The following is a 26,106-nucleotide window of genomic DNA, read 5'->3' on the forward strand; positions in this document are numbered from 1 at the left end:
CCAACTTGCCCCGGGCACACCGCCGGGCGGGGTTTTTTTTTCGGCCGGGGGGGGGGGGTGTGTGTCGCCGGGGGGGGCCCCGGGGCCGGCGCGGGGGCACCCCGCTTCTTCGGTGCCGTGTCCCGAACGCGTGGACGCGTCAGATGATATGCAGGCTGGTCATGGTCGTACCGTATTCGACCACCCTCTTGGTCTGCCACTTCCCCACGATCTCGGTGCCCAGGGTCGTCCTGAAGATGACGTTGTTGTTGCCGGTCGAGACCCGGTAGACCTCGGGGATGTTGACGTTCATGGAGCCCGCGTTGGCGTAGCAGACCGACGAGCTCCCCCCGCTGTAGTACTCGATCTTGACCAGGTCGTTCCGGTCGCCGCAGGGCGCCGTGTTGATCGCGGCGGCGGTGCTGACGGGGAGGCTGACCGCGAGAGCCGCGGTCGAGCCGGCCGCGACCAGGACTCGCTTGAGCGAGCGCTTCATGTGAATGTCCTTCATCCGGTCTGTACAGTTCGGGCGGTGAGCGGCCGAAGCCGCTGCCCATCTCGTAGAACGCAGGCCCCCACCCGCGGGTTCACCCGTCGTCGCATTATTTTTGACGGGGCTCCGACAGACAACTGGAAAGCGGACGAAAGCCTTCCGGCGCCGCGCGGAGGAGCCGCCAGGGAGTGCGGCCCGGGTACGTACGGTGAGGGCGCGATGGCGGATCCGTGCGGTGCGTGGCACCCCGCCGCGAACGGAAACACCCCCGAAACCGTTCTTCCTGACAGTTCCGGAACTCCCGCACGGGCCCGGCCGACCGGCCGGCCGCGGGGGGCCTGTACTGCTTCCTCCACGCGGGTGATCCTGGGCGGCATCCGGCCGGTCGGCCGCCCGGGGCCGCTATCTCTTGAGCGTGATCAAAACCCTGATGCGATCCGTGGCGGTCTCCGCCCTGGCACTGCTTCCCCTGACCGCTCCTGCTTCGGCCGCCGGTGAGACCGGCGCAGCACGCGCCGGCATCGACTGCCCGTCCGGCTACGTGTGCATCTATCCCGAGATCGACTTCGGCGGGCAGCTCTGGGTGCGCCGGGCTTCGGACGGCAGTGTGAAGGATCTGCCCTCCGCGATCCGTGACCGAGGCAGCTCCATCCGCAACAACTCCGACCGCACCGCCCGCGTGTACGAAAAGCGCAACCACGCCGGCCGCTGGGTGTGCGTGTCCCGCAGCGGCGGCTCCATCCACGACCTGCGCGGCTACAACCTCAACGACCAGATCCGCTCGCTGAAGATCAACCGCAACGACTGCGGCTGACCTGCCCGTACCACCACCTCGCGAGGGCCGGTGCGCCCGGCCGGCCTGGGCGCAGGTGCCCTTGTCGGAGGCAGCCGCCTCCGGCGGACAAACACGATTGGCCCCTTCAGAGGACTGCACGCGTATCCCAGCAGGTGTTGCGGGAGTTGATCACGGTATGAAGAAGTCATCCTCCCGCGTCCTTGTCATCGCCGCGCTCACCACCGGTGCAGTCCTTGCCTCCGTGGCCCCCGCGCAGGCCGGCATCGTCGACGGCACACTCAACAACGTCTCTGCCCTGGCTTCCGGCAACCCCCTGGGCGCGCTCCTCAACGGCGTCCTTACGGACGAGCCGAACAACAACGCGAACACGAAAGCATCGGGCAAGGAGAACAACAGCACCAACTGAACACCTGCACGCCCCGAACAGCGCAACCAGCAGGCCGGCCTCCTCGGACAAGCCGAAGCCCAGGCCTACACCCGCGGCAGGATCAGCGCCTACCTGGGCCAGATCAACACCACGACCGACAGCGGACACCTCCAGCGCCTGGAGTCAGACGTCGCCGTCGCCCAGCGGCTCGTCCAAGGCCTCGAAGAGCAGCTCGACACCGAGACCATCGACGACAAACTCACCCACGGCCTCAGCTACCTCAGCGGCAGGATGACCGGCCACGCCCGAACCCTGAAACTCGAACACGGCGACCGCTTGGTCCGTCTGGACCTCAAAAAGCTCACCGTCGTCGCCGACACCGTCGAGGGCATCACCGAACTGCTCCGCATCGGCAGCGGCAAGAACCACGTCGGCTACCACGTGGCCGTGCATCTCGCCCTCCACCAGTACTTCGTCGCCAACAGCCGGCCCGTACCCCGCTTCCTCGTGCTCGACCAGCCGACCCAGCCCTACTACCCCTCCGACATGGCCAAACAGCGAGGACGACTGGAAGACCTCGCCCTGGACGAAGACCGAGTGACCGTCACCCGCCTCTTCGAACTCATGCATCAGGTCGTCAGGGAGCTCGCCCCGAACTTCCAGATGATCGTCAGCGACCACGCGGACCTGCCCCACGACTGGTACCAGGCATCCATCCGCTACAACTGGCGCAACGGCGAAAAACTCATCCCGACCACCTGGCTCAACGACAACCCCACCCCGTAGCCAGGCACCCTCTCCACTCTCAGACCGTGTTTGAGATCTGCCGTGTCCCTTTGCTGAGGGGTTCGTTGAGCTCACCGTGAGCGGTGGTGGGTATCCGTCTGACCTGCCGGATGGGCAGTGGGCGCTGGTGGAGCCGTTGCTCCCGCCGGCGCGGGTGGGCCCGAAGAGCGGACGTCGGGAGAAGCATCCGCGGCGGCGGATCGTGGACGCGATCTTCTACGTGGTGCGGACCGGGTGCGCCTGGCGGCAGCTGCCGAAGGACTTCGCCCCGTGGCCGACGGTGTACTGGTACTTCACCTGGTGGCACGACGACGGCACCGTCGAGCGCATCCACGACGCTCTGCGTGGCAAGGTCCGTGAAGCTGACGATCGCGACGTGGAGCCGAGCGCGGGCCTGATCGACTCGCAGTCCGTCCGTACTGCCGATACGGTCCCCGCGGCCACCAGGGGCTTCGATGCGGGCAAGAAGGTGAAGGGCCGCAAGAGGTTCATCGTCACCGACACCCTGGGCCTGCTCCTGGCCGTTCACGTCGTCGCGGCGAGCATCCAGGACCGTGACGGCGCGAAACGGCCCTTGCTGTGGACCAGGCTCGACCACCCCGGCGTCAAGAAGGTCTGGGCCGACCAGGGCTTCGCCGGCCGCCTGGTCGAGTGGGCTGCACAGATCCTCGGCCGCGACCTGGAGATCGTCCGCAAGGATCCTGGCCAGCGAGGCTTCCAGGTTCAGCCCAAGCGGTGGGCGGTAGAGCGGACGTTCTCGTGGCTCACCGCCCACCGGCGCCTGGCCCGGGACTACGAGACCAGTCCGGCCCACTCCGAGACGATGATCCGCTGGGCCATGATCGGCGTCATGGTCCGCCGGCTCACCCGGGGCCGTGCTGCGACACGTCCCGGCCCACGACCGGCCGTGCGAAACTCCTCGTAGACAGCCTGTCGGCCCTCGCCGCGGTAGCTGCCGTCGGCGAGCTACAGAGCCAAAAACCCCTCAACCCCGGGTTTTAGGGCAGGCGGCACATCGGCCAACTCCGAGACGATCAGGCGGACATCCCGCTCGAGCTCGGGGGACTCGCTCCAGACCTCCGCGCTCCTGGTGAGCACGGCGGCCAGCAGATCGCCCTCGTACATGTCGCCTTCCGCCAGTGGGTCAATCTTGAGGACCTCCACCGCCAGGGGCAGGAGATAGGCAAGGCCCACGTTTTGCCTGAGCAATAGCCGCATGTCCTCGACCGTCAGGCCGCCGATCGGCTTGCGCCGAAGCTCACGCACCGTCGCCATCAGCCGGGTTTCACCGCCCGACGGAGCCAACCAGCGGTCGCGCTCAAGCTCCTCAAGGGAACGGTCACGGTTCACGAGTCGAGTCACCGACCGATCGTCCCACCTCAGATTTCAAACACGGTCTGAGGTTGTGGGGGCGTCGGCAGCTCCTGTCGAGTCGACCGTTAACGGCGTTAATACCTCCGAGGAGGCGTCAGCGCCGGAGGCTGCCAACCGGCCCACCGTTAACGGCGTTAATACTTCGGATTCGCGGAGGGCGCTCGTGTGTGGCTGCGGATCCTGCGGAAGCAGCAGCCTGACGCCTATCGCACCCTGCTCGAGGAGCTGTCCCAGCCGGAACGGCAAGCCTGACCCTGCGACAAATACTGAGGAACCCCGCCAGCGCCTGGTGTGATCCAGGTGATGGCGGGGTCTCTTGCTATAGAGAGCACCATCGTCGGTGAGGGCGCTGGGCCGTGTCTGACAAATGATCTCTGCGAGGCTTCGGTGTCCGAGGCCGAAGGAGGGGGCATGGGGATTGAGCTGGAACTGCACTCGGGGGGACCTGCACGCAAGAGATCGTCCCGGGACACCTTGCTGCGGGGCTCTTACGAGCACGGTGAAGCGTTGTCGAGGGTGCTGAGCACCCTCGACCGGCACGGCTCGGGCAAGCTCGGCTGGGTGGATCCATACGGTGACACGCTGTTCAACGAACAGGAAGCTCAAGTCGCCCGCGAGGAAGTCGCCGCCTTGACACAGAACTGTTCTGACGACCAGCAAAAGGCGGCTCTGCTCGACCTGGCCGAGCTCCTTGAAGCGTGTGCAGTGACGCCGGGCAGCTACCTGTGGTTCATCGGTGACTAGCCCTACCTGATCATTGATCTTGTGGTTGGCCAGGGTGACTTGACGGATGAGCTTCGGCAGACCGGTTCTTCACCGTCTTGGCATTGGCGAGGATGCAGGCCGTGTACGGCTGCCGGATGCTGATGCCGCAAATCCAGTCGCCCTCGGGGAGGGGCGCAGTGCTCATGCTGCACGCCCCCACCTGCTCGTACCCGGGCGGCCGGCCCGGCGGCCGTTGATGGTGGGAACCGTGGCGTGCACGGCGGTGGCGAGGTGGGCGCGGCCGGAGTGCTTGCCTTCGTACAGGGCTGCGTCGGCCGCCTTCTGCAGCATGGCCAGGTCGCGGGATCCGATCGCGTCCGGTGTCGCGGCGCCGACCGAAGCGGCGATGTCGACGGTGCGGCCGTCGTCCAAGACGACCGGTGCGTGCAGCATGCGGACCAGCTGCGCGAGGCGCTGCTCGCGACGTGCGGCGGGCAGCTGAAGGGCGACCGTGAACTCATCGCCTCCGAGCCTGCCTGCCGACGCGTGCGGGCCCGCCCACGCGGTGAGCCGGGCGCCGAAGGCCGTCAGGACGGCGTCGCCAGTCGGGTGGCCCATCGTGTCGTTCACGGCCTTGAAGTGGTCGGCGTCGACCATGACCACGGCCACGGTGTCGCCGTGGCGGGCCAGGAGCCGGCGGGCGGTGTAGGCGTCGCGGCGCAGCAGGCCGGTCAGCGGATCCTTCCGGGCCGACCGTCTCGGCCGTCATCCCCGGGGGACCGGGGACGACGCGTGAGCCGTCGCTCTACAACGCGGGGGTGTAGGTGACGGTGGTGTCGCCGCAGTCGTCGGCGAGCCGGTCGTGCTCTGCCTGGTCGGTGGTGAGGTTCCAGCGCAGTTTGGTGGCAGTCCATTAGGCCACGTACCGGCACACCGCGCCCTGGGCCGGGGGCAGCCACTGGGCGGGGTCCTGGTCGGCCTTGCTGCGGTTGGAGCGGGCGGTGACGGCGACGAGGCTGGTCTGCTGTCCGAGGTCGTTGGCGTAGGCCTCGCGCCGGGCAGCGGTCCAGACGGAGGCGCCGGAGTCCCAGGCCTCGGCGAGGGGCACCATGTGGTCGATGCCGAGACCGGAGGCGTCTGCGACGGTGGTCTCGTCGTAGTAGGAGAACCAGCTGCCGCCACTCAGCGCGCAGCGGGCGCCGACGACGGGGGCGGTGACGGCTTCGGCCAGGAGGACCTCGCCGCGGGTGGTGCAGCCGTCGGTCGGGTCGGCGCCGGCATTCCAGTGGCGGAAGGCGTCACGGGTGTAGCCGTCGCGGGACTCACCGGCGAGGAGCAGGGCGGTGACGGCGTCGGTGAGCGGTAGGACGACGGGCTCTGCGGCCACCGCGTGCGCGAGGGCCGCGGCGAGCGGTGCGAGGGCGAGGACGGAGGCGGCGAGAATGTGCGCGAGGGTGTGGGTCACCGAATGTGGATAACGCGTGGCGCGGGAGGTGCTGGGCGGGTTCGGCCTGCGGATCATCCGCGAGGGTGACCGCGTTCACCCGGGTCGCTCACCGCTTCTTCGTGCCGCCGTGCAGGAACCCCTCACCCGTGACAAAGGCGACGCCGCCGGCGATACGATGGGGCGGCTTGCCCAGGTCGCTGTCGGCGGCCTTGGATACGGTGCCCGTGTGAACGGACCGAACACGCCGGCCGAACTTGGCGCTTTGCTGCCCCTGCTGACATCCCACGAAGACGTGGTGGCCTTCTTGCAGCCCAGACCGTCGCCTGCCGCAAAGACGTGTGCCGCTCGGAAAGTCATCGCTGCTGGTCAAGCCGCATATCGGTACTCGTTGATCGCTCCGCCGAGGATGTGGGTGCGTAGGAGTTTGCCGGGATGGCCGTGCTGGCGTTCGGCGGTGGGTTCTTCGCTCACGTCGGGCGGGAGTTGGTCCCGGGCCTGGTGAGGCCGGTGCCCGTTGTAGTGATCTTGGTACCGGCCGAGGACGCGACGCGCATGGGCCTCGTTCACGATCAGCACGTGGTCCAAGGCTTCTGGGCGGATCGTGCCGATCACGCGCTCGCAGTGGGCGTTCATTCGCGGCACCCGGGGCGCGCTGAGCAGCACGTCCACGTCCTCTGACTGGAAGACGGCGTCGAAGGCCCCGGTGTACTTGGTGTCGCGGTCGCGCAGCATGAAACGCAGGTACTCCGTCCGTGTGCCGAAGTCAGCGGCGAGGTTGCGCGCCTGCTGCACCGCCCACTGGCCGGTCGGGTGGGCGGTAACGCCGGTCAGGTGCAGGCGCCGGGTGCCGTGCTCGAGGAACGCCAGCACATACAGGCGCTTGCCCAGGACGGTGTCGAGGTGGAAGAAGTCCGCGGCAATGATCCCCTCGGCCTGGGCAGTGAGGAACGTGCGCCAGCCGGGGCCGGAGCGGCGTGGGGCCGGGTCGATGCCCGCAGCGTTGAGGATCTGCCAGACGGTGGACGGTGAGATCGGGTGCCCCAGCCGGGCCGGCTCGCCCTGAATCCGGCGATGGCCCCACCTCGGATTCTCCTCGGCCAGGCGCAGGACGAGCTTCCTCAGCGCGGCCGGGGTCGGGGGTCGGCTGGTGCGGCCGCGGCGCTTGGAACAGTCCCACTTCTTCGCGATCAGCCTGCGGTGCCAGGCCAGTACGGTGCCGGGCTGGACCGGGAAGACCTGCGCCCAGCGGCGGCGCGGTATCAGCGATGACAGGGCAGCAAACCAGAACCGGTCGGCCGGCTCGTAGCGCACCGGTCCTGCGAGTTGGCGGCGCAGGACCGTGTTCTCGTGCCGCAGCACGAACAGTTCAGCTTCCTTCGTGGTGTCGCGGCGCAGCAGTATGCCGGGGACGGCCAGCAGCTTCCGGGTCACCCTGCACAGCAGCGAGACGATCACCATGACAGCATCCCAGCTGCTACCGACGCTCCAGGACATGGGTACGCACCTGCAGCAATGACTTTCCGAGCGGTACAGGTCCCGGTGCATCCCTGGCCTACTACCGGGACGCCGCCGAGTCGGCGCAGAAGAACCACGACGGGCTGGAACAACAGCGCCTGACGGTCCCGGTTCTTGGGATCTCCAGCAGCGACGGCTGACGACACGGCAGCTTCCATCAAACCGAGAAGGGCTCCTCCGTGTCAGTCCGAGCGTAGCCGTCCCCCATTTTGGTTGCTCGCCGCCCGACTGCTCGTGTCAGGTGACCCTGTCGTCAGGATCGGTTTGGTACAGGTAAAGATTCATGGCACGCATCATCTTGCGTAGATCGCGGCCAAGCCCGAGCCGCTGCTCGTCGTCCAAGAAGGCGAGAGCTCGGTCTTCGGCCGCTCCTGTGGATGCATGGGCGCGCGCCAAGAGCTCCGTTCCCTCCGGAGTGATACGCACCTGAAGGATGCGACCGTGTGTCGGGTGCGGCTCGCGGCGAACTAGTCCGCGTTCGAGCAATCCGGCGATAGCGGTCGACATGGACTGTGCGGTGATGCCGTTCCTCTCCGCCATCGTTGCAGCAGAGAGAGCCTCGGGGTCGACGAGACCCAACTGCGCGAGTGCGCCGTACTGCGCATGCGTCAGAGGAAAGCGCCGAAGCGCCTTGTCGACGTCATGGGCGAGCGCCGTGCTGACCCGCCGCAACAGGTACGTCAGTCTCTGCTCGAAGTTCTCCGCCATCTCGCTCTCTGCCTCTGCGCTGTGGGGCCGAGTGCCCCTTTGCCAGCGGATGGTCAGGCTATCCGACCTTGATTAGTGTCAGCTAACTGATAAGATGACTGATGTCTAACTCGGAGGATCACATGGACACAAGTCCCGCACGAACAGTCGTTGTCACCGGAGCAGCCGGGGGCATCGGTTCGGAAATTGTCGATCGGTTCCTGGTCGCCGGCGACACGGTCGTTGCCTCGGACCTTGCAGGCGCAACGCTCAAGACGTGGCGCGGCCGCTGGGACACCGATGCAGCAGGCGGAAGGAACGAACGGCTGCACACCGTGGCCGCAGACATTGCGAGCGAGGACAGCGTTGCAGCGTTCGCCGACACAGTTCGGCAGCGGTTCGGTGCCGCCGATGTCCTCATCAACAATGCCGGCTTCTTCTCGCACACACTCTTCGAGGAGATGAGCACCGAGGAGTGGCGCAGGATTCTAGACATCAACCTGACCGGCACCTTCCTCATGATCCGCGCATTCGTCCCACTCATGAAGGAGGGCGGCCGGGGACGCATCGTCAACATCGGATCCGGGTCAGTCCACAACGGCACCCCCCAGCAGGCCCACTACGTGGCAGCGAAGGGAGGCGTCATGGGCCTGTCCCGCGTCCTGGCCCGCGAACTCGCCCAGTACGGCATCACCGTCAACCTGCTCACGCCGGGCCTCACCATCACTCCCATGACAGCCGGGGTACTGCCCGAACCTCTCCTGGAGATGCAGCGGAACCTGCGCTCCTTCCACCGCGATGAAACGCCGGCAGATCTCGTAGGAACGATCTTCTTCCTCGCATCCGAGGACGCGGCATTCCTCACCGGCCAGACCCTGAATGTTGACGGAGGGCTGTATTTCGTATGAGAAGAGGGCCCCTCCCTTGTTGCTCCTGACGAGGCGGCCGATCTTGATGATCCACAGGCTGCCATTCTTCTGGGTGTTGCGGCACGCCACCCTGCTGCGGATGCCGACGCTCGTCTTGCCTATGTTGGCACGTCCGATGCCCCGCCCGATGCTGTTGTTGCGCAGGTCCATCTCCTTGTCGTTGCCCCGGGAGGTGGACTCGTGACGCGTGGCGATCTCGTACGCGTCCTTGGTGGAGAGGCGGATTTCCATCAGTGCGTTCCAGCAGCAGTGCCGGAAGAAGTCACCGGTGCCCGTCGGCGGCCGCGCCCACGCCGCCGCCTGAGCTTGGCGTTCGTCCTCCCCAGGCTGCAGGGCTCCGTTGTTCTCGCGGTTGGCCCGAGGTAGCCGGTATGCGCCTGATGGCCCGACTCGTCCGCGATGGTGATCCGTGACGGATCGGCAGATACGCGCGCAGGCACGGCTCCCGGTGATCATGGAGTGTCGAGTTCGCTGATCACCACACCGGAAGACCGCGCCTGCTGCGTACCCATCGCCCATCCCTGCCGGGCTGGGCCAACTCGCCGGTTCCGATCCGGCCCGCTCCGATGAACTGCCCGACCTGCTGGACCTGCTGCGGTATCTGCCCGACCCGCGCCGCCTCCGAGGCCGGCGGTCAGTACCTGTTTCTGATCCCCGGTTCTGAGTAGCCTTGGGTTCTACGCTGGCGTGGTGTCCAAGGGCACCGGGCGGGCCGGGGAGAGGAACTGTCTGGCTTGTGGCGAGCGGCTGAGGCCGGGGGCCCGGCCTGACGCCTTGTTCTGTTCTTCGGCGTGTCGTGCCAGGCAGTGGTGTACGGACCGGCAGTTGCGCAAGCGTCTGGCGGCCGTGCAGGGCGAGGTCGGGGAGGCCGAGTGTCCCGAGTGCGGGGCCCGGTGGGTGGCCGGCGTCGAGCGGAGGTCGACGGCCCTGTTCTGCTCGGGTCGGTGCAAGGTGAGGGCCTGGCGGCGCCGGAAGGAAACGTTCGGCGAACGGTCACAGTGAGCTGTTTCCAACCTCAGCTTGAGCAGGTCAGATACAGGGTGAGGACCGCACCCGCAGCAACCGCTTCAAGCGCTGAACACTTCGCGAAGCGCTGCAGGCAGTCGCGAGTCGGCAGGTCGGCAACGAAGACGAAAGGCGGATCAGCGCGCCGGCTCCGACGTGCCTCGCGCCTGGTCGCGGCTGGCGACCACCAGGTATCCATCGCTCTCGGGGGCGAAGGTGGTGGACTGCACCGTGAGCCCGACACTCCGCAACTGCGCCACAAGGTCCTCGTACCGGTAGGGCCAGATGGACAACCGCTCCGAGCAGGCTCGCACTGACCCGTCCGGCTCGATCTGGGCGACCACGATCTCGAGGAAGTGTTCCTGCTCCCAGCGCTGCTCGATCTGCCAGTAGTAGCTGACGACCGCATCGCGGTCGTTGCGGCGGATGAGCCGATCGCGGACGTCTACCCGTGAGCCGGCGGAGCGCACGAGCTCCCAGTTGCGTGAGTGGAGCACAAGGCGTCCGCCTGGATTCAGCAGCCCCGACATCGCTTCCAGTGCGGTCAGGCGCCCGGCTGCGCCCTCGGCGTGCCCGAGCGAGTTGCCGACGCAAAACACCAGATCGAACGTGGAGTCCTCCAGGTGCTCGGGCAGCTCGTCCCAGCTCGCGCGGAGGGCTCGAAGCGAGACACCCTGCTCGTCGGCGGCCTTCTCGGTCCGGCGAACCATCCCCTTGCCGGCATCTGCGGCGACCACGTCAAGGCCAAGACTCGCGAGACCGACGGCGAGCTGGCCGGTTCCACACGCGCAGTCGAGGACGCGCGCATTGGGCAGCGCAGAGCCCACGACATCGCTGTAGTAAACCGCGACTGCCTTGGCGGGGGTCAACCTGTCGTCCCCGATCAGCCACTCGTATACGTCGGAAAGCGCCCCATAACCAGCCACCGCGATAACCTCCATCATTCGATGCCACGCGGGCTTGACCGCGCCTGCGACTCGGACCTTGTGCCTCGCACTGTGCCGGGCCGTGTCAGCGAAGCATTGAGCAGGACCCAACCACTTCCGGCCGCTGAGACTCCACCGGATTTCATGGAAAACCGCGGCACGCCGCACCGACGCAGGTCCTGCGGTGCCTGACCGCGAGTTGGACTGTCCTGCGCAACGACGAAGCTCCTGGTAGACGGGTTCTAGACCAAGATCACCCTTATCCGCCAGGAGCTTCGCGTGCTTGTCTACCCGTCCTCGATTGATCTGTCCAGCCGCACCCTGCGGTTCCTGACCGGACAACTGACAGCCCGGCGGCAGGAGATCGGAACGCGGTGGCGGCGCCTTCCCGCCGCACGTCAGGCACTGCTCGCTCTGGCCCATCTACGGTGCGGTGACACCTATGCCCAGCTCGCTGCCGGGTTCGACATCGGGATCACGACCGTCTACCGCTACATACGTGAAGCCGTCGAGGCCCTGGCCGCCCTCGCCCCGTCCCTGGCCGAGGCGATGAAGACGATCCGGACGAAGGCGTTCGTGATCCTCGACGGCACCCTGCTGCCGATCGACCGCATCGCCGCCGACACCCCGTACTACTCCGGGAAACACAAACGCCACGGCATGAACGTCCAGGTCCTCACCGATCCGTTCGGACGGCTGCTCTGGGCCTCGCCGGCTCTGCCCGGCTCGACTCCCGACCTGACCGCCGCGCGGCAGCACGGCATCATCGAAGCCCTCGCCGATGCGGAACTCAAATGCTGGGCGGACAAGGCATATCAAGGCGCCGGCGGACCCGTCCGCGTACCGTTTCGGGGCCGCCGCCTCAAGCGATGGAAGCGTCGCCACAACACCACCCACGCCAAGATCCGCTGCCTCGGCGAGCGGGACTGTAAAACGTTCGGTGTAACTCCCGATCATGGAAGATGCATCGATGACCAGCAACAACGTGACCGAGGCCGAGTCCGGCGAGCCGTCTGCACGACCAACGCGATCGAGTCCGTCAACGCTAGGATCCGCCGGGCGGTCAAGGCCCGCGGCCACTTCCCCAACGAGCAGGCCGCGTTGAAATGCGTCTACATGGCGATCATGTCCTTGGACCCCACCGGCAAGGGCCAGGCCCGCTGGACCATGCGTTGGAAGACCGCGCTGAACGCCTTCGATATCACCTTCGACGGCCGCCTCTCTGCTGCCCGCCAGTAACCCTCAACAACCCCAGTTACACCGCTCGTTTGACAGACCCCGAGGTGTCAGCCTCTGCGACTCCACGAGTTCAACCTCAGTAATGACAGCCGGGTCGGGTGGGGAGTCGTCCGCGCTGATGGCTCCGGACGCTCCCACCCCAGCTGGCGTCGGGCGAAGTCACCACTGAAGTTCCCCCTGAACGTGGACAGCGGGTGGTTACGCTGCGGGGGCGAGAGCTTGTGCTGTCAGGGCCCGGGTTTCGAGCGGGGTGACGTAGCCGTAGACGGGATGCTTCCGCAGGCGGGTGCGGTTGTACTCGACCTCGATGAAGTGGAAGACATCGGCGCGGGCCTGCTCGTGCGACTCCCAGACAGTGGTCCCAATCTCTGCCTTCAGGAGGCCGAAGAAGCTCTCAGCTGGGACGTTGTCGTAGCAGGAGCCCGTTCTGCCCCCACTTTTCCGCAGCCCCAACTCCCTGATGACGGCGCGGTATTCGCGTGAGCTGCATTCCGCTCCGCGGTCCGAGTGCGTGATGCATCCCTCCTTCAGGTCACTCCGGTCGGCGGCCATCCGCAGGGCGTCGACGACCAGGCCGGCCCGATGGTGGTCGACCATCGCATAGCAGACGACCTCGGGGGTGGCCAGATCGATCACTGTGGCCAGATACCACCAGCCGGCCAGCGTGGGCAGGTAGGTGATGTCGCCAGCCAGCTTCGTACCCGGCTCGGCGGCCGTGAAGTCGCGGCCGACCAGATCCGGCGACGCGAGTGCCGTGCGATCCGCTCCGGTCAGGCACCGGCGCCGTCTGCGGGTGATGCCGCTGATACCGTGCTCGCGCATGAGCCGCTCGACCCGTTTGCGGTTGACCCGCCGACCTCGTCTGCGCAGGGCCGCCGTGATCCGGGGAGATCCATAGGCCCTCCGGGATGCGGTGTGCAGGTGTCGGATCTCGGTGACCAGCTCGTCCTGGCGGCGGGCCCGTTCCCGGGCTGCTTCCCGCGTGGTCAGATAGGTGTAACAGCCCGAGCGGGACACGCCCAGGAGTCGGCACAGCAGGGCGACACTGTGGCCATCGGGGTTCGTCTCGGTGGCCCTCTCCGCGTCGATGAACGCGTAGCGCACGGCTACTTCGTCGACTCCCTCGCGAAGAAGGCCGCGGCTTTTTTCAGGACCTCGATCGTCTGCTGCTGTTCTCGGTTCTCTCGCCGCAGACGACGCAGCTCTTCCTTCTCGTCGCTGGTCAGCGCGCCCGCCGGCCCCTGGCCCCGGTCGGCCTTGTCCTGGTTCACCCAGTTCCGCAGGCCCTCCGGGCTCACCCCGATCTGCCGGGCGACCTCGGTCACCGTCTTCTCCGACGAGTGGACCAGCGCGACCGCGTCCCGCTTGAACTCGGCCGTGTACCGCTTGCTCGTCTTGCTCTTCTTGCTCAACTACCTGGAACTGCTTCCTCCGGGACCGGTCGTCCCAGTATCAAGCTGTCCAGCCCAGAGGGGGAACTTCAAGGTGCCCGTGCACCGTGAAACGGGGCACGTCGAATCTGTCGGGGATCTGCTGGACGGTCTTCTCCCGCTCGTCGCCGTAGAGCCGCTGGACGAGCACGGCCTGGTCCGCGGTGAGCTCGGCCTGCGCCCGCCGTCTGTTCCGGCGGCGGATCCAACGCGTTCGGCGCGGGATTCCATCTCCACGCTCACGTCACTCCGCCCCGGTGGGCAGAACCCACGCCGAACCCTACGGTTCGCACGGGATCGCCCAGCTGATCAGAGAGGCTGGCGAGGTGCCGCGAGTACGTCCATGAGTACCTTCTCGAGCGTGACGCGGGCCAGTTCGCGTCTCAGGGTCTCCTCGATGTCCTGGTAGATGCCCCGCATCGCCGGCTGGATGCCGTGACCCACCACGCATCCCTGGTCCGGGGTGGTGCGGTGCATGGCGAACAGCGGGCCGGGTTCCACTGCCTCGTACACGTCGAGCAGGGTCATCGACTCCAGCTCGCGCGCCAGCGACCAGCCCGCGCCCACGCCCCGCCGGGACTCCACGAGCCCGGCCCTGCGCAGCTCGCCGAGCAGCCGTCTGATCACCACGGGGTTGGTGTTCGCGCTGGCTGCGATCTTCTCGGAGGTGGCGACCTCATGGCCCTGGCGCTGATAGAGACCGATCCAGGCCAGCGCATGGGCGGCAATGGTCAGCCTGCTGTTGGCGCTCATGATCCCTCCTCTGGTCGCAACACTCCATGTTACGACATGGAAGTCGTAACAGTGAAGGTTGCGACAATCTGCCGTAACGATTATTGTTACGACGGCCGGGAAGGGTCGATCAAAGACAAGCGCGGACCGTGAGCGTGTTGCGAATTCAAAGGAGAACAGGAATGGAAAGTAACGAAAAGACCATTCGCAAGGCTTACCGGCTTGCGGAAGGGAACGTTCTCGACGGTGACGGTTTCCTGGCCTTGTTCACCGAGGACGGGTCGTTCAACGACATGTCGACCTCGCAGAGTTTCCGCGGAGAGCAGATTCCTCAGGTGATCGCGGGCCTCGCCCGCTCATTCCCCGATGTACACCGTGAGCTGCTCGAGATACATGCGTTCGGTGATGTCGTCGCCGTCGAGTTGCGAATCCAGGGCACGCATCTCGGAGGATTTCCGACTCCGGTCGGCGAGATCCCACCGACCGGGAACCGGATCGACGTGCCGGCGGCGGACCTCTGGTACCTCCGTGACGGAAAGATCGAAAGGTTCAATTGCTACAACTCGATGAGCGTGTGGCTTGATCAAATCGGGGTCCACCCTGACTTCAAGTCCGCAGTCGAAGCCATCGAGACAGCAGCCACGACGGCGTAACTCTGCCGGTCAGCGCCGAGTATGCGACAAGACACTCCCTTCTTCGGGCCGCATACCCGGCGCTGCTTCTTGAACAAAGTTGTTGTTCGCACCCAACCGCCGACACGACCCGGCAGGCCGGCTCATCGAGTATCAGCAGCCCTGGCCGGCAGGCAGGGTCTTTGAGAAGTGCCGAGGTGGATGGTTCGCCTGCTGAGTGCCGGTTGTGGTGGCTTGTCGACTTCTGTCGACGTCCGCCCTGGACGCAGAACAGGCATGGCCACTGGTGATCATGTGGGTGTCTAGTCCATATGAGCACCGAGCGAGTCCATGCCTGCGCACCCCTCTTCCCGCATGCCCTCATGCCCTCGGCAGTTGGGGGATGCCTCCGGCCCAGCCCCGCTGGAGGCAGCCGTTGACCTGCGGAAGTATCTGGCCACGGTGCCTGATCCACGGGCCCGTCGCGGCATTCGGTATCCGTGGACGGCCCTGCTCACCGCTGCGGCTGCCGCCGTTCTGGCCGGCACCGTCTCGCTCACGGCGATCGGTGAGTGGGTCGCCGACGCGCCGCAGCGCGTCTTGGCCCTGCTCGGGCGCTGTCACGTTGGTTGGCCGGGTGGGATGATCTTCTGGTTGATCGTGCTGGAGGGGGCTGTCCGTGGGGGCCGTGTCATTGTCGTACAAGGGGCACCGGTACCCGGTCGAGGTGATCTCCCACTGGGTGTGGCTGTACTTCCGTTTCCCGCTGTCGTTGCGCGAGGTCGAAGAGCTGGTGTTCGAGCGCGGGATCGTCGTTTCCTACGAGACGGTGCGCCGCTGGTGCGCCAAGTTCGGGTCGGCCTACGCAGGCGCGCTGCGCCGCCGACGGCCTCGGCCTGGGGACAAGTGGCACTTGGACGAGGTCTTCATCAAGATCAATGGGCGGCTGCAGTACCTGTGGCGGGCGATCAACCAGGACGGCAGCGTCCTGGACATCCTGGGGCAGAAACGCCGGGACAAGGCCGCGGCCAGGCGCTTCTTCCGCAGACTTCTGAAGAAGACCGGCGCGGTGCCGCGGGTGATCGTCACCGACAAGCTCCGCTCCTACGGCGCCGCCCACCGAGAGGTCATGCCCTGCGTCGAACACCGGCAGTCGAAGTACCTGAACAACCGAGCGGAGAACAGCCACCAGCCCACCAGGCAACGCGAACGGGCGATGAAAGGCTTCCGCTCGGTGGGCGGAGCACAGCGGTTCCTCTCCGCGTTCAGCGGCACCTCAACCCACTTCCGGCCCCGCCGTCATCTGATGACCGCTGCCGCCCACCGAGCCGAGATGACCGTCCGCTTCGCAATCTGGGAGCAGATCACCGGCGCCGCCGGCCTCGCCACCACGGCCTGAGCACAGCCCGGAACGGGCCCCACCAGGCCGTGCACACCATCAGAGACCGCCCGCCCAACAACGTGACAGCGCCTCCGGCAAGAGTCGGCGAGGGCGGCCGGGTGAGGTTCGCTTCGTGTACGAGGTCAGCGCGTATCCGTAGGGGGCCGTACGGCCGTGAACGGGAGCGACAAGATCATGGACCTGGCCATGCCGGACATGGTGCCGCCGGCCAGTTCGGCGGTGCACTTGATCTTCATCCTGACCGGCGAGGTGACTACCGCGGTGAAGCGCACGGTGGTTCCCTCGATGCGCCCGTCGGTGATCGGCCTGCCGCCGTACGTGCCGACCAGAGTCGTGCCGGCGGTGGCCAGGACCAGTTCAGCGGTCTCCTCGCCACCGCCGGTCTTGAAGGTGAGGTTCCAGGTCCCGTCAACCTCCCTTTGTTCCTTGAGCTTCTGCTGCAGGGTGCGGGCCTCGTCTTCGCCGTCGGGCTGCTCGTCCACCTCCAGGAGGAAGTCGGCGCCGCCGACGAGTGCCTCGGCCAGGTCGGTGGATCGCGGCAGCATGGTCTTCTCGTAGGCGCGGACGGCCTCGTCGACGGTGGGGTGGGTGGCCAGGGCGAGAGCAAGGTCGTGGGCGTCGAGCATGGCCAGGTTGACGCCGACGCCGATCGGCGGCATGAGGTGTGCGGCGTCGCCGAGCAGGGTCACGGTGGGCACGTGGTCCCAGGTGTGCGGTGCCGGGAGGACGAACAGCGGCCGGTCGGCGTAGGGGCCGTCGTTGTTGCTGATCATTTGCTGCATGCTGGGTGCCCATCCGGTGAACTCATCCAGCAGGTGTGCGCGGATGCCGGCGGTGTCCTCGGCGGTCAGACCGGCTGCAGTGATCCAGTCGGCCGGCGCGCGCCGGATGATGTAGACCCGGATGTGCCCACCGCTGTTGCGCTGGGCGAACAGCGCGCGGTCGCCGTCGGTAGCGGTCGCGCTGCCGTTGCCGACCAGCGCGGAAAGTTCGGCGTGGCGGTTTTCGACGTCGTCGAACCACGCTTCTGTGAAGGTGACCCCGGAGTAGTACGGGACAGCTGCCGAGACGGCCGGGCGGACCCGGGAGAACGCGCCGTCCGCTCCGATGACCAGATCGGTCTCGACACTCGTTCCGTCGGTGAAGTGCAGAATGCGCGGCCCCTCGGCGGGGCCGGCGACCGAGGCGAGGGTGCGGCCCCATTGCACCGTGCCCGGTGCGAGGGAGCTGAGGAGCAGGTCGCGCAGTTGGCTGCGGTCGATCTCTGGCTTGTAGAGGTCGTCCTCGTCCGGGATCTGATCGAGTAGGACGTTGCCGGCGGTGTCCCAGCGGCGCATCTGCTGTCCTTCCGGGCGCGCCAGCTTCCAGAACTGCTGGATCAGGCCCGCCTCGCGCAGTGCGAGCTGACCGTCGTCGGCGTGCAGGTCGAGACTGCCGCCCTGGTTGCGGGCGTCGGCGTCCAGGTCGCGGTCGTAGACCGTGACGTCGATGCCGTGCTTTTGCAAGATGCGGGCGCATGTCAGGCCGCCAGGGCCGGCCCCGATAATCGAGATGCGGGGGGTGGGCGTGGTGTTCACGGTGGTGCTCCGTTCGTGAGGGGCACGGCGGCTGCTATGCCGGTGCGCTGTCTGGCAGGTGCAGAGGTCAGCTGGCGGTTGTGGCGGAGGTGAGCGTGCTCGCGGGGGCGGGCGGCGGGCCGGCCTTCTTCAGCGGGACCTCGATGACAAAGAGCGCGGCGAGGAAGGCAACGGCGGACAGGATCGCGGCGGTGAGGAAGATATGGCTGGCGGCGGTGAGATAGGCGTCCTTTGCCGCGGCGGGCAGGTTCAGCAGGGCGCCGGGGCCGGATGCGGCGCCGGCGGGCAGCGTGGACTGGATGGCGCGGGTGAACAGCGAGCCGAAGACGGCGACGCCGAGGGATCCGCCCAGGGTGCGAAAGAGGTTGACCGAGCTCATGGCGGCCCCCATGTCACGCATGGAGAAGCTGTTCTGTGCGATGGTGCCGGACATCTGCATGGTGAAGCCGAGCCCGATGCCGACGAGCACCATGTACACGCCGGTCAGCAGGCGTGAGGTGCCGGTGTCCATGGTGGCCAGCAGGCTCAGGCCGGCCGTGAGGAACACGGTGCCGAGCACGGGGAAGATCTTGTACCGGCCGGTGGCGGACATGGCCTTGCCCGCGATGGTCCAGACGATCACGACGGGGACCATCATGGGCAGCATCAGCAGGCCGGAGTTGGTGACCGAGGCGCCCTGCACGGTCTGCTGGAACAGCGGTAGGTACACCCTGGCGCCGAACATGGCCACACCGGCGATCAGGATCATGGTCATCGAGAGCGGGTAGTTGCGGTGGCCGGTGAACACGCCCGGCGGCAGCAACGGCTCGTCGGCCCGCTTCTCCACCCAGATGAACAGGGCGAGCCCGAGCACGGCGACGGCGGTGAGCGCGAGGATCTGCCAGGAGCCCCAGGCATAGGTGGCACCCGCCCAGGTGGCGGCCAGCACGATCGCGCTGATCGAGACGGTGAGCAGGACGATGCCCGCCCAGTCGATCTTCGCCTTGATGCGTTTGGCGGGCACGTGCAGCGTCCGCCACAGCCATACCAGGGCAACCAGGCCCAGCGGCAAGTTGATGTAGAAGGCCCAGCACCAGTCGAAGTGACCGGTGATGAACCCGCCGAACAGCGGCCCGCCAATGGTGCCGATCGCCATGACGGAGGCGCTCATGCCTTGGTACTTGCCGCGCTCACGCGGCGGTACGAGGGCGCCGATCAGGTCGAAGGCGCCCGCGCCGACACCGCCGGCGCCGATGCCCTGCACAACGCGGAAGGCGATCAGCTCGGTCATCGACTGGGCGGCCCCGCACAGGGCAGAGCCGGCCATGAACACCGCGATCGAGGCCAGATACATGGGCTTGCGGCCCACCAGGTCGCCGAACTTGCCCCAGATCGGTGTGGTCACGGCGGTGACCAGCGTGTAGGCGGTGACGACCCAGGAGATGTGCTCCAGGCCGCCGAGCTCGCCGACGATCGTGGGCATCGCGGTGCTGACGACCATGTTGTCGAGCATGGCGAGCAGCATCGCGAGCATGACGCCGAGCAGCACCCAGCACACGTTCTTCGGCGCGGCCGCAGGGCCGGTGGGAAGGAGAGATACAGACGCAGACATGACTGATCACTCCTTTCGGACAGGGAAGGGGAAAAGGGAATGTGGTCAGGCGCAGCGCCCTGCAACCACTCCCACAGAAGAGCACACCAACCCAATTAGTGCAACTGATGCACTTTTGAAGTTGGACAACCGAAGAGTAAGCTCTGGGATATGACCGACACCGAGACCGGCGCCGCACCTGCGCCGATGGGGCGCCGTGAGCGCAAGAAGGCCGCCACCCGCCAGGCCATCGCCGACACCGCGCTGCGCCTGTTCCTGGAGCGGGGGTACGACGATGTGGGCATCCGCGAAATCGCGGACGCCGCCGACGTGTCCACTACGACGCTGTTCAAGCACTTCCCGGTCAAGGAAGCCCTCGTCTTCGACGAGGACGCCGACCAGGAGTCCCGCCTGCTCGCTGCCGTACGCGAACGCCCCGAAGGCCAGTCCATCCCCGCGGCCCTGCGCGAGCACGCGCTGCGCCACCGGATGGCGGCCGCAGACAGCGACGCCCGCTTCACCGCGTTCTTCGACCTGGTCAGCAGCACCCCAGCCTTGCGCGACTACGTCCAGGCCATGTGGCTGCGTCATACCGACGCCCTGGCCCAGGTCATCGCCGAGGAGAGCGGCCTGCCCGAGAACGAACCCGCCTGCACCGCCCTGGCCCACTTCGCCCTCGAAGCGCCGCGCGCTGCGCGCAGTCACGGCGACGACGCCCGCCAGGCCATCACCGTCGCCTTCGACCTCCTCGACAACGGCTGGCGCACCCTTACTTCCCCGTAACTGAGCCTCGGCATCGCGCCCCGTTTACGCGCCGCAGCAGATCACCAGTTCCAGAAAGTTGGCCTCCTTTCGTCAAACGAGGGCGAGCGTGGTCGAGCATCCGTTCTCGCCGTGCGCCCGCCAGCGGGCGTACCACTTGGCCAGGCAACGGCGCGAGATCCCGGCTTCCGCAGCGACGTGCGCGATCGGACGTCCGGCGTCGATCCGCAGGCACAGGCGCAGACGTCCTTCGGGGGTCAGCGGTGCGTTCCGGTGCCCCCTGCTGGTGGCGCTCCTGGACTCGGCGGCCGCGTTCACCGGGAACCCTGGGATCTCAGGGCTCCCGCGTGAGCGGCTGTGCGTGGCGTCAGCGGGCGAACTTTTCGATGGCCGCCGGGGTGACGGGGGTGAAGAAGTTGACGAGGTTGCCGTCGGGGTCACGGAACAGCAGCGACCGGTTGCCCCAGGGCATCGTGGTGGGCTCGGTGACGAAGTCGGTGACGAAGCCGGTCAGGTTCTGGTGAACACGGTCCACGTCGTCGACGAGGAACTCGGTGATCACGCTGTGGTTGTCCGCCGGGCGGGCAGAGCCCGGGGCGAACAGCGGGACGGTGCGGGTGCCGGCGATCGCGAGGGTGGCGCCCGGGGTCTTGAGCTCGGCGAAGTCCTCGGTGGCCCACGTCGCCCCCACTCCTGTGGCTCGCTCGTAGAACTCGACGAGACGCGCTACGTCGCTGGTGATGATGCGGATCGAGACGAAGTCCATGGGGATCTCCTTGGCTGTGTGGAGTCGTGCACGTCGCAGGCTAGGAGAAATAGTGGACAGAATCGGTCCTGTATTCGCGTTAGGTTGTGCACATGCCTCGACCCACTGGCCGCGTGCTGACACTCCTGGAGCTGCTGCAGTCGGGCGGTACCCGGACGGTGGCCGAACTCGCCGACCGGCTCGGCGTCGAAGGGCGCACCGTGCGGCGGTATGTGGACCAGCTGATCGACCTCGACGTGCCCGTGGAATCGGTGCGCGGCCGCTACGGCGGGTACCGGCTCGCCCCCGGGTACCGCTTGCCTCCGCTCATGCTCAGCGACGACGAGGCGCTGGCCGTGCTGCTCGGCCTGGTCGCCGGCCGCCGGGCAGGGCTGACAACGACGCAGCACACGGCAAGCGAGACGGCATCGGCCAAGATCCGGAGGGTGCTGCCCAAGCACATCGCCCGCCGGCTCGACACACTCCTGGAATCCCTCGCCTTCACGGACCAGCCCGGAGAGTTCGACACCCCGGACGCCGGGGTCCTGCTCACCATCGCCGATGCGGTGCGCCACCGCCGACCGGTCTCGATCCGCTACACCGACCGCGACGAACGGCGCAGTGAACGCACGCTGCACGCGTACGGGATCGTCGCCCATGCGGGCCGGTGGTACGTCACGGGCAAGGACGCCCGGATCGGCGAGGACCGAACCTTCCGGCTCGATCGCATCGCAGACGCGCGGACCCTGCCCGGCTCATTCGAAGCGCCGGCGGGCCCCGATCCGGCACAGCGCGTGTTGTCAGGCTTCGCCACGGCTGACTACCGGCATGAGGTGACCTTGCGGATCCACGGGACGGTCGAGCAGATCCGCGCCCACCTTCCCGCCGGCGTCGCGAGTCTGGAGGAGCACGAGCCCGCGGTAGGCGAGGACCGGGCAACCGAGCGCTGGCTGCGCGTCGAGCTGCGGGCGGAGCGGCTCGACTGGGTGCCTCCGGTACTCGCCTCACTCGACCGGCCGTTCGTCATCGAGCGCCCCGATGAACTTCGCGACCTCGTCATCGAGCTCGGCGATCGCCTCGCGTCCTACGCCCGCCAAGCCTGACAGCGAGGAACCAATGTCATGAGATGGCACACCCGTGGTACTGCTGGGCGGCGGTGATGCTGAGCCGCCATTTGTCTGACCGGCTGGGCCGCGCCGACTTCTCCTCGGCGGGCGCCGACCGTGCCCCTGCCGAAAACCTCATCCGCCCTGACCAGGACCGCTGCATGGTGCGCGGGCCGGAGTTCGACAGCTCCAAGACCGGTGGTCTGGTCACCCAGCGCCCGTGCCAGTCGAGCCCGCCCAGCAGCCACCAGTGGGGGGCCGAGAAGCCGTCGTACGACGGCAAGGGCCACTTCTGGATCAAGGCGAGCAACGGCAAGTGCCTGACCGTCCCCTACAACGACGGGACCCCGCCGGGCTCGGGCACCCAGCTGTTCTGGTGGGACTGTGAAACCCGCTGGTTCTCGGGCAGCCAGATGTGGAACATCATCCCGACCAAGCTCGCCACCGCGACCGGATCCCGGCCGGCCTACACGTTCATCAACAACTGGACCGACAAGTGCCTATCGATGGACCCGGCCACCGCCGCCACGGCGGGCGGCAAGGTCACCCAAGAGACCTGCCCCAAGTAACACCCCCGCCAAGGGAGAAGGCCGCCCACCCCAGCTGCCTTCACACGCCCGATCCCAGGCCGTCCTTCTCCCCTGAAGGGCGGCCTGGGATCGTTGCCCTTGCCGGCGCGTTCAGGAGGTCGGCCGGCCCGGCGGGGGAAAAATCTGCGCTGGGCAGCGGTGCTGAGGGTGTCGGTGTTGAGGGTGTCGGTGTTGAGGGTGTCGGTGTTGAGGGCGTCGGTGTTGAGGGCGTCGGTAGAATGGATATACCCTACGCGCCCCAGTCCGCGACAACAGCTGTCGTGCGCCGCGACGGCCTGTTCAAAGCTGTCGAACTCGATCAGGACAGTGCGCTCGGCGATTCCAGCGTCGTGTGCGACGACCCGACCGCCACGGACGAGGAGCCGCCCGCCCCCGGCCTCGACGGCCGGACCGGCCAGCTTGTCGTAAGCAGCCAGCTTCTCAGGGTCTGAAACGGTGCGGTAGGCACTGACCCAGTAGCCCTTGGGCATGGAACCTCCATTGTCGAAATGAGCGCATCTGACTTATTGATCAGAAACTCATGGGGTTCTCGTCCAGGACGTAGCGGACGTGGGGGCCGCCGAAATAGCCGCGGACGATGTGCGGCTGGCGCTGGCGTCTGCGGAAGAAGCGGCGGGTCTCCGCGGCGAATTCGGCCTGGTCCCGGGCCCGGTGCTGCTTGGGCAGGCTTGTGCTTGAGGTCGGCGTTGACCAACTCGTCGGGGTTGAGCTCGGGCGAGTACGGGGGCAGGAAGTGCAGCTCGACAGCCTCGGGGTGGGCGGCGAGCCAGTCCCGGACTTTCCTCGAACGGTGCGCGGAGTGCCCGTCGACCACGAGATGGACCTTGGGGTCGAAGTGGCCGGCCAGCCGGTCCAGGAAGCGGCACATCACCTCGGCGGTGAAGGACTCGGTGAAGACCATGAAGTGCATCCGGCCCTTGGTGCTGATCGCCGACATCGCGTTCACCGAGAACCGGTTCCCGCTCCGCCGCACCACAGGGGTCTTCCCCTTCTCGCCCCAGGCACGGCCGGTGACCCGGTCGGAGCGGATACCGACCTGATCGGCGAAGAGGATCTCGCCCCCATCCTCCCTCGCCTTCGCCCGGATCTTCGGCCAGGTCTCCTCGTGCCGGCGCCGAACGGCCTCCGGATCCTGCTCGACAGCCCGCTTGTCCGGCCGCTGGAAGGACAACCCCCACCGCTTCAGGTACTTGCCCACCCCCGGCTCGGTCAGCCGCACCCGGTACAGCTTCGCGATCAGCTCACCCACCAGCCGCCGCGTCCACAACTGCCCGCCCAGACCCACGTCACAGGGCCGATGATCCAGGACCGCCTGCCGCACCGCGGCCTGCTCGGCCTCCCCGAGCACCTGATGCACCCCGACCGGCTTGCCCCTCGGCCGCATGACCAGCGCCTCCCGGCCGCCGGCCCGCCACTTCGCCCACCACGTGCCGACCGCCTTCAACGACACCCCGAACACCGCCGCCATATCCTCACGGTCCCGACCCGCCACCAACGCGGCCACCGCCCGCAGCCGAAGGGCCTCCTGCGCCGACGGCGACAGATGCCGCGCGTCCCCCACCAGATCGCTCACACACCACCAACGACCCAGAACCCAAACCCTTTCAGATCAATAGAAGGTTCCGTCGCGGAGCATGGTGAACAGGACGCTGATGCGGTGGCGGGCGAGGCAGAGGAGGGCCTGGGTATGGGTTTTGCCGCGGACTCGGCAGCGGTCGCAGTAGCCACGGGAGGCGGGGTCGTGCAGGGCGGCGAACGCGGACAGGAACATCGCCCGTTTGGGTTGCCGGTTGCCGCCTCTGGGGGCGTGTTCGCCATGGATCGAGGTCCCGGAGGACTTCATCGTGGGGGCGAGGCCGGCATAGGAGGCCAGGTGGGCGGCGGTGGGGAAGCTGGTGCCGTCGCCGACGGTGGCCAGCAAGGTGGCGGCGGTCCTGACGCCGACGCCGGGCAGTGACGTCAGGACCTGGGAAAGCAGACTCGCGCTTGCTGCTGCGGCGACCAACAGTTCGACCCCGAGCGCCCAGGTCGGTTGCGGCAGGGTGACCAGCGATGCGGTGACTGTGGTTGTCAGGAACAGGGAGACGGTTTGCGCGGCGCGGTTGCGGTGTTCCTGGGAGGCGGCGACGACGTCGAAGCGGAAGGCGACAACGATGAAGGTGAGGCCGGCGGCGCTTCCGCCGACGGTTGCAGCGAACGTGGTCCACATGGCGGTTGCTCCTGTGCGACCCGTGCTGGGGTGGAAGGTCTCGGTGCGATGAAGTGCGGTGGGCGGCGGCCGTCGCGCCGCCCACTTCGCGGAACTACCTCGTTTCGACCTTGGCCATCGGGTCTTCACCGTTCTCCAGGGCGTTCACCGCGTTCTTCCAGGACGGGTCGGCCGAGTAGAGCTGGCTGCGCAAGTAGGCCCACACGAGAGCCCGCAGAGTCGCCACGCGCTCGGGATTTTCGTCGTCCGTCTCTGCCGCGTCGTATCCGGATATGCCACCGAAGATGTGACCAGCGCCGTACATGGTCACCATGGTTTTGTTGCCGGCGGGGCTGGCCGAGTAAGCGTCAGCACGGTAGCTGAGCCGATTGGAGAAGTTGGGGTTGAGGTCCTGATCGCCCACGATGATCAGGCCGGTGCCTGTCATCTGCTCGAAGTCGGTGTAGTACAGCACCGGGTAGTTCGTCTTGGCCCACTCGGCGAAGTGCTCGTCGTTGCCGATGCCTGGAGCTCCGATGAGCACTCCCGCCTTGACACGAGAGTCGGAGAGGTCCTTCGGCCGGTCGTCGTCCGGGTCCAGCATCTGGGCTCCGAGGAGGAGGGAGACGGTGTTGCCGCCCAGGGAGTGTCCTACGGCACCGACACGGTCCCTGTCGATCCGCCGTTCGGCAAGACCAGGGACGGCGGCCTCGATGTCGTCGAGGCGGTCGAGGATGTTGTGCATGTCGGTGGCGCGGTCACGCCAGAACAGGGGCGCGTCCTTGAGGTCCGTATCGCGCAGACCGAGGGCCGTCGAGTCCAGGTGGGTCGGCTGGACGACCGCGAACCCGTGGGCGGCGAAGAAGTTCGCCAGCGGCCCGTAGCCGTTGTAGGAGGACAGGAAGTTCGCCAGCCCGTGCCCGTGGGACAGGAGGATGAGCGGCAGGTCGGTGCCGGTCGCGGGGATCGACACCTTGACCTCCAGCGGCACGGGCCGGCCGGGAACGTCGAGGGTGACCGGATGGTAGGTGAGGACGGGTTGCGACGCGTTGACCGGGATGTTGGCGGCGTCGCTGTACGGCTTGCTCATCGGAGCCCTTTCGAGATGGGTGTTGACATAGCGCCTGTCGTAACTGGCGGTAGGC

General features: G+C 67.2%; 24 protein-coding genes and 12 pseudogenes. 15 read left to right on the top strand and 21 right to left on the bottom strand.

The genetic code is table 11. The features are described from left to right. Positions 1-139: 139 nt before the first annotated feature. Positions 140-475, bottom strand: coding sequence for a beta/gamma crystallin domain-containing protein (locus tag ACGFQC_RS17160; RefSeq protein ID WP_363091653.1), 336 nt, complete (start codon positions 473-475; stop codon positions 140-142). A gap of 412 nt (positions 476-887) precedes the next feature. Between ACGFQC_RS17160 and ACGFQC_RS17165 the strand changes: the two genes are divergently transcribed. The 4 genes from ACGFQC_RS17165 (at position 888) to ACGFQC_RS17180 (ending at position 3,346) form a co-directional block, all read left to right on the top strand. Beyond that, positions 888-1,286 carry a peptidase inhibitor family I36 protein gene (locus tag ACGFQC_RS17165; protein WP_363091652.1) on the top strand — a complete coding sequence of 133 codons (399 nt, stop codon included), beginning with the start codon at positions 888-890 and terminating at the stop codon, positions 1,284-1,286. A 157-nt stretch (positions 1,287-1,443) separates the two neighbouring features. Continuing rightward, on the top strand, positions 1,444-1,674 hold the full coding sequence (locus ACGFQC_RS17170) for a hypothetical protein (protein ID WP_363091651.1): 231 nt from the start codon (positions 1,444-1,446) through the stop codon (positions 1,672-1,674). A 207-nt stretch (positions 1,675-1,881) separates the two neighbouring features. Beyond that, positions 1,882-2,421 (top strand): DUF3732 domain-containing protein, encoded by a 540-nt coding sequence (locus ACGFQC_RS17175; RefSeq protein ID WP_363091664.1) that lies wholly within the window; start codon positions 1,882-1,884, stop codon positions 2,419-2,421. A gap of 76 nt (positions 2,422-2,497) precedes the next feature. Further along, entirely contained in the window at positions 2,498-3,346 is an 849-nt protein-coding gene (locus ACGFQC_RS17180) for an IS5 family transposase (RefSeq protein ID WP_363091650.1), read from the top strand. Positions 3,347-3,387: 41 nt separating this feature from the next. On the opposite strand, the gene ACGFQC_RS17185 is transcribed toward ACGFQC_RS17180, so the two are convergent. Then, complete coding sequence (locus ACGFQC_RS17185; RefSeq protein ID WP_363091649.1) at positions 3,388-3,783, bottom strand: contact-dependent growth inhibition system immunity protein; 396 nt, start codon at positions 3,781-3,783, stop codon at positions 3,388-3,390. 423 nt (positions 3,784-4,206) lie between these two features. On the opposite strand from ACGFQC_RS17185, the gene ACGFQC_RS17190 reads away from it, so the two are divergent. Further along, entirely contained in the window at positions 4,207-4,539 is a 333-nt protein-coding gene (locus ACGFQC_RS17190; RefSeq protein WP_363091648.1) for a hypothetical protein, read from the top strand. A gap of 162 nt (positions 4,540-4,701) precedes the next feature. On the opposite strand, the pseudogene ACGFQC_RS17195 reads toward ACGFQC_RS17190, so the two are convergent. The 4 genes and pseudogenes from ACGFQC_RS17195 to ACGFQC_RS17210 form a co-directional block, all read right to left on the bottom strand. Further along, positions 4,702-5,241 (bottom strand): annotated as a pseudogene (locus tag ACGFQC_RS17195) (GGDEF domain-containing protein); the annotation flags it as partial. Between the two features lie 64 nt (positions 5,242-5,305). Next, a pseudogene (locus ACGFQC_RS17200) lies at positions 5,306-6,022 on the bottom strand (HNH endonuclease family protein). Positions 6,023-6,053: 31 nt separating this feature from the next. Next, positions 6,054-6,317 (bottom strand): hypothetical protein, encoded by a 264-nt coding sequence (locus ACGFQC_RS17205; protein ID WP_363091647.1) that lies wholly within the window; start codon positions 6,315-6,317, stop codon positions 6,054-6,056. Then, a complete protein-coding gene (locus ACGFQC_RS17210; RefSeq protein WP_363091646.1) occupies positions 6,314-7,441 on the bottom strand; it encodes an integrase core domain-containing protein in 1,128 nt (375 codons plus the stop codon). Before ACGFQC_RS17210 ends, ACGFQC_RS17205 begins: the two co-directional genes overlap by 4 nt. Before the next feature lie 38 nt (positions 7,442-7,479). On the opposite strand from ACGFQC_RS17210, the pseudogene ACGFQC_RS17215 reads away from it, so the two are divergent. Continuing rightward, a pseudogene (locus tag ACGFQC_RS17215) lies at positions 7,480-7,599 on the top strand (alpha/beta hydrolase); the annotation flags it as partial. A 100-nt stretch (positions 7,600-7,699) separates the two neighbouring features. Here ACGFQC_RS17215 and ACGFQC_RS17220 read toward each other — a convergent pair. Further along, on the bottom strand, positions 7,700-8,170 hold the full coding sequence (locus ACGFQC_RS17220) for a MarR family transcriptional regulator (protein ID WP_363091645.1): 471 nt from the start codon (positions 8,168-8,170) through the stop codon (positions 7,700-7,702). Positions 8,171-8,292: 122 nt separating this feature from the next. Here ACGFQC_RS17220 and ACGFQC_RS17225 point away from each other — a divergent pair, with 122 nt between their 5' ends. Continuing rightward, positions 8,293-9,057 (top strand): SDR family oxidoreductase, encoded by a 765-nt coding sequence (locus tag ACGFQC_RS17225; protein WP_363091644.1) that lies wholly within the window; start codon positions 8,293-8,295, stop codon positions 9,055-9,057. 120 nt (positions 9,058-9,177) lie between these two features. Here ACGFQC_RS17225 and ACGFQC_RS17230 read toward each other — a convergent pair. Further along, positions 9,178-9,597, bottom strand: a pseudogene (locus ACGFQC_RS17230) (DUF6973 domain-containing protein); the annotation flags it as partial. Between the two features lie 623 nt (positions 9,598-10,220). Beyond that, complete coding sequence (locus tag ACGFQC_RS17235; RefSeq protein ID WP_363091643.1) at positions 10,221-11,024, bottom strand: class I SAM-dependent methyltransferase; 804 nt, start codon at positions 11,022-11,024, stop codon at positions 10,221-10,223. Positions 11,025-11,288: 264 nt separating this feature from the next. On the opposite strand from ACGFQC_RS17235, the pseudogene ACGFQC_RS17240 reads away from it, so the two are divergent. Together ACGFQC_RS17240 and ACGFQC_RS17245 are read left to right on the top strand one after the other, a co-directional pair. Further along, positions 11,289-11,933 (top strand): annotated as a pseudogene (locus tag ACGFQC_RS17240) (transposase family protein); the annotation flags it as partial. A gap of 75 nt (positions 11,934-12,008) precedes the next feature. Further along, a pseudogene (locus tag ACGFQC_RS17245) lies at positions 12,009-12,248 on the top strand (transposase); the annotation flags it as partial. A gap of 198 nt (positions 12,249-12,446) precedes the next feature. Here ACGFQC_RS17245 and ACGFQC_RS17250 read toward each other — a convergent pair. The 4 genes from ACGFQC_RS17250 to ACGFQC_RS17265 form a co-directional block, all read right to left on the bottom strand. Further along, positions 12,447-13,352: an IS3 family transposase gene (locus ACGFQC_RS17250; protein WP_363091642.1), complete on the bottom strand. Its 906-nt coding sequence runs from the start codon at positions 13,350-13,352 to the stop codon at positions 12,447-12,449. A 2-nt stretch (positions 13,353-13,354) separates the two neighbouring features. Then, on the bottom strand, positions 13,355-13,660 hold the full coding sequence (locus ACGFQC_RS17255) for a transposase (protein WP_363091641.1): 306 nt from the start codon (positions 13,658-13,660) through the stop codon (positions 13,355-13,357). Between the two features lie 40 nt (positions 13,661-13,700). Continuing rightward, on the bottom strand, positions 13,701-13,829 hold the full coding sequence (locus tag ACGFQC_RS17260) for a hypothetical protein (RefSeq protein WP_363091640.1): 129 nt from the start codon (positions 13,827-13,829) through the stop codon (positions 13,701-13,703). A gap of 158 nt (positions 13,830-13,987) precedes the next feature. Beyond that, on the bottom strand, positions 13,988-14,431 hold the full coding sequence (locus ACGFQC_RS17265; RefSeq protein ID WP_363091639.1) for an Rrf2 family transcriptional regulator: 444 nt from the start codon (positions 14,429-14,431) through the stop codon (positions 13,988-13,990). A gap of 161 nt (positions 14,432-14,592) precedes the next feature. Here ACGFQC_RS17265 and ACGFQC_RS17270 point away from each other — a divergent pair, with 161 nt between their 5' ends. The 3 genes and pseudogenes from ACGFQC_RS17270 to ACGFQC_RS17280 all read left to right on the top strand — a co-directional run bounded on the left by ACGFQC_RS17270 (position 14,593) and on the right by ACGFQC_RS17280 (position 16,420). Further along, positions 14,593-15,063, top strand: coding sequence for a nuclear transport factor 2 family protein (locus ACGFQC_RS17270; RefSeq protein WP_363091638.1), 471 nt, complete (start codon positions 14,593-14,595; stop codon positions 15,061-15,063). Positions 15,064-15,396: 333 nt separating this feature from the next. Next, positions 15,397-15,651, top strand: a pseudogene (locus tag ACGFQC_RS17275) (transposase family protein); the annotation flags it as partial. A 49-nt stretch (positions 15,652-15,700) separates the two neighbouring features. Continuing rightward, on the top strand, positions 15,701-16,420 hold the full coding sequence (locus ACGFQC_RS17280) for an IS6 family transposase (protein WP_363091637.1): 720 nt from the start codon (positions 15,701-15,703) through the stop codon (positions 16,418-16,420). Between the two features lie 455 nt (positions 16,421-16,875). On the opposite strand, the pseudogene ACGFQC_RS17285 reads toward ACGFQC_RS17280, so the two are convergent. Together ACGFQC_RS17285 and ACGFQC_RS17290 are read right to left on the bottom strand one after the other, a co-directional pair. Then, positions 16,876-18,000 (bottom strand): annotated as a pseudogene (locus ACGFQC_RS17285) (FAD-dependent oxidoreductase); the annotation flags it as partial. A 67-nt stretch (positions 18,001-18,067) separates the two neighbouring features. Further along, positions 18,068-19,591 carry an MDR family MFS transporter gene (locus tag ACGFQC_RS17290; protein WP_363091636.1) on the bottom strand — a complete coding sequence of 508 codons (1,524 nt, stop codon included), beginning with the start codon at positions 19,589-19,591 and terminating at the stop codon, positions 18,068-18,070. Positions 19,592-19,741: 150 nt separating this feature from the next. Here ACGFQC_RS17290 and ACGFQC_RS17295 point away from each other — a divergent pair, with 150 nt between their 5' ends. Continuing rightward, positions 19,742-20,353, top strand: coding sequence for a helix-turn-helix domain-containing protein (locus ACGFQC_RS17295; protein WP_363091635.1), 612 nt, complete (start codon positions 19,742-19,744; stop codon positions 20,351-20,353). A gap of 99 nt (positions 20,354-20,452) precedes the next feature. Here the strand turns inward: ACGFQC_RS17295 and ACGFQC_RS17300 are convergent. Both ACGFQC_RS17300 and ACGFQC_RS17305 read right to left on the bottom strand, forming a co-directional pair. Then, a pseudogene (locus tag ACGFQC_RS17300) lies at positions 20,453-20,650 on the bottom strand (helix-turn-helix domain-containing protein); the annotation flags it as partial. Between the two features lie 49 nt (positions 20,651-20,699). Further along, positions 20,700-21,098: a VOC family protein gene (locus ACGFQC_RS17305; RefSeq protein ID WP_363091634.1), complete on the bottom strand. Its 399-nt coding sequence runs from the start codon at positions 21,096-21,098 to the stop codon at positions 20,700-20,702. Positions 21,099-21,190: 92 nt separating this feature from the next. On the opposite strand from ACGFQC_RS17305, the gene ACGFQC_RS17310 reads away from it, so the two are divergent. Both ACGFQC_RS17310 and ACGFQC_RS17315 read left to right on the top strand, forming a co-directional pair. Beyond that, entirely contained in the window at positions 21,191-22,180 is a 990-nt protein-coding gene (locus ACGFQC_RS17310) for a YafY family protein (RefSeq protein WP_363091663.1), read from the top strand. Between the two features lie 23 nt (positions 22,181-22,203). Next, positions 22,204-22,752, top strand: coding sequence for a hypothetical protein (locus ACGFQC_RS17315; protein ID WP_363091633.1), 549 nt, complete (start codon positions 22,204-22,206; stop codon positions 22,750-22,752). Positions 22,753-23,027: 275 nt separating this feature from the next. Here ACGFQC_RS17315 and ACGFQC_RS17320 read toward each other — a convergent pair. From ACGFQC_RS17320 to ACGFQC_RS17335, 4 genes and pseudogenes are all read right to left on the bottom strand, one after another. Next, positions 23,028-23,243: pseudogene (locus ACGFQC_RS17320) on the bottom strand (DUF1330 domain-containing protein); the annotation flags it as partial. A 257-nt stretch (positions 23,244-23,500) separates the two neighbouring features. Then, positions 23,501-24,241, bottom strand: a pseudogene (locus ACGFQC_RS17325) (IS630 family transposase); the annotation flags it as partial. 141 nt (positions 24,242-24,382) lie between these two features. Further along, positions 24,383-24,757: pseudogene (locus ACGFQC_RS17330) on the bottom strand (transposase); the annotation flags it as partial. 319 nt (positions 24,758-25,076) lie between these two features. Further along, on the bottom strand, positions 25,077-26,051 hold the full coding sequence (locus tag ACGFQC_RS17335) for a chlorophyllase (protein WP_363091662.1): 975 nt from the start codon (positions 26,049-26,051) through the stop codon (positions 25,077-25,079). Between the last annotated feature and the right edge of the window lie 55 nt (positions 26,052-26,106).

It is taken from the genome of Streptomyces sp. NPDC048734 (genome assembly GCF_043198675.1).
In the GTDB taxonomy this organism is placed as follows: Bacteria; Actinomycetota; Actinomycetes; order Streptomycetales; family Streptomycetaceae; genus Streptomyces.

What these genes read in the sequence shown, in the direction of transcription:
- ACGFQC_RS17265 (WP_363091639.1), bottom strand. Translation starts at nt 14,431, where the DNA reads ATGAGCGCCAACAGCAGGCTGACCATTGCCGCCCATGCGCTGGCCTGG.
- ACGFQC_RS17305 (WP_363091634.1), bottom strand. Translation starts at nt 21,098, where the DNA reads ATGGACTTCGTCTCGATCCGCATCATCACCAGCGACGTAGCGCGTCTC.
- ACGFQC_RS17225 (WP_363091644.1), top strand. Translation starts at nt 8,293, where the DNA reads ATGGACACAAGTCCCGCACGAACAGTCGTTGTCACCGGAGCAGCCGGG.
- ACGFQC_RS17160 (WP_363091653.1), bottom strand. Translation starts at nt 475, where the DNA reads ATGAAGCGCTCGCTCAAGCGAGTCCTGGTCGCGGCCGGCTCGACCGCG.
- ACGFQC_RS17235 (WP_363091643.1), bottom strand. Translation starts at nt 11,024, where the DNA reads ATGGAGGTTATCGCGGTGGCTGGTTATGGGGCGCTTTCCGACGTATAC.
- ACGFQC_RS17315 (WP_363091633.1), top strand. Translation starts at nt 22,204, where the DNA reads ATGGCACACCCGTGGTACTGCTGGGCGGCGGTGATGCTGAGCCGCCAT.
- ACGFQC_RS17170 (WP_363091651.1), top strand. Translation starts at nt 1,444, where the DNA reads ATGAAGAAGTCATCCTCCCGCGTCCTTGTCATCGCCGCGCTCACCACC.
- ACGFQC_RS17220 (WP_363091645.1), bottom strand. Translation starts at nt 8,170, where the DNA reads ATGGCGGAGAACTTCGAGCAGAGACTGACGTACCTGTTGCGGCGGGTC.
- ACGFQC_RS17335 (WP_363091662.1), bottom strand. Translation starts at nt 26,051, where the DNA reads ATGAGCAAGCCGTACAGCGACGCCGCCAACATCCCGGTCAACGCGTCG.
- ACGFQC_RS17290 (WP_363091636.1), bottom strand. Translation starts at nt 19,591, where the DNA reads ATGTCTGCGTCTGTATCTCTCCTTCCCACCGGCCCTGCGGCCGCGCCG.
- ACGFQC_RS17210 (WP_363091646.1), bottom strand. Translation starts at nt 7,441, where the DNA reads ATGTCCTGGAGCGTCGGTAGCAGCTGGGATGCTGTCATGGTGATCGTC.
- ACGFQC_RS17295 (WP_363091635.1), top strand. Translation starts at nt 19,742, where the DNA reads ATGACCGACACCGAGACCGGCGCCGCACCTGCGCCGATGGGGCGCCGT.
- ACGFQC_RS17270 (WP_363091638.1), top strand. Translation starts at nt 14,593, where the DNA reads ATGGAAAGTAACGAAAAGACCATTCGCAAGGCTTACCGGCTTGCGGAA.
- ACGFQC_RS17190 (WP_363091648.1), top strand. Translation starts at nt 4,207, where the DNA reads ATGGGGATTGAGCTGGAACTGCACTCGGGGGGACCTGCACGCAAGAGA.
- ACGFQC_RS17310 (WP_363091663.1), top strand. Translation starts at nt 21,191, where the DNA reads ATGCCTCGACCCACTGGCCGCGTGCTGACACTCCTGGAGCTGCTGCAG.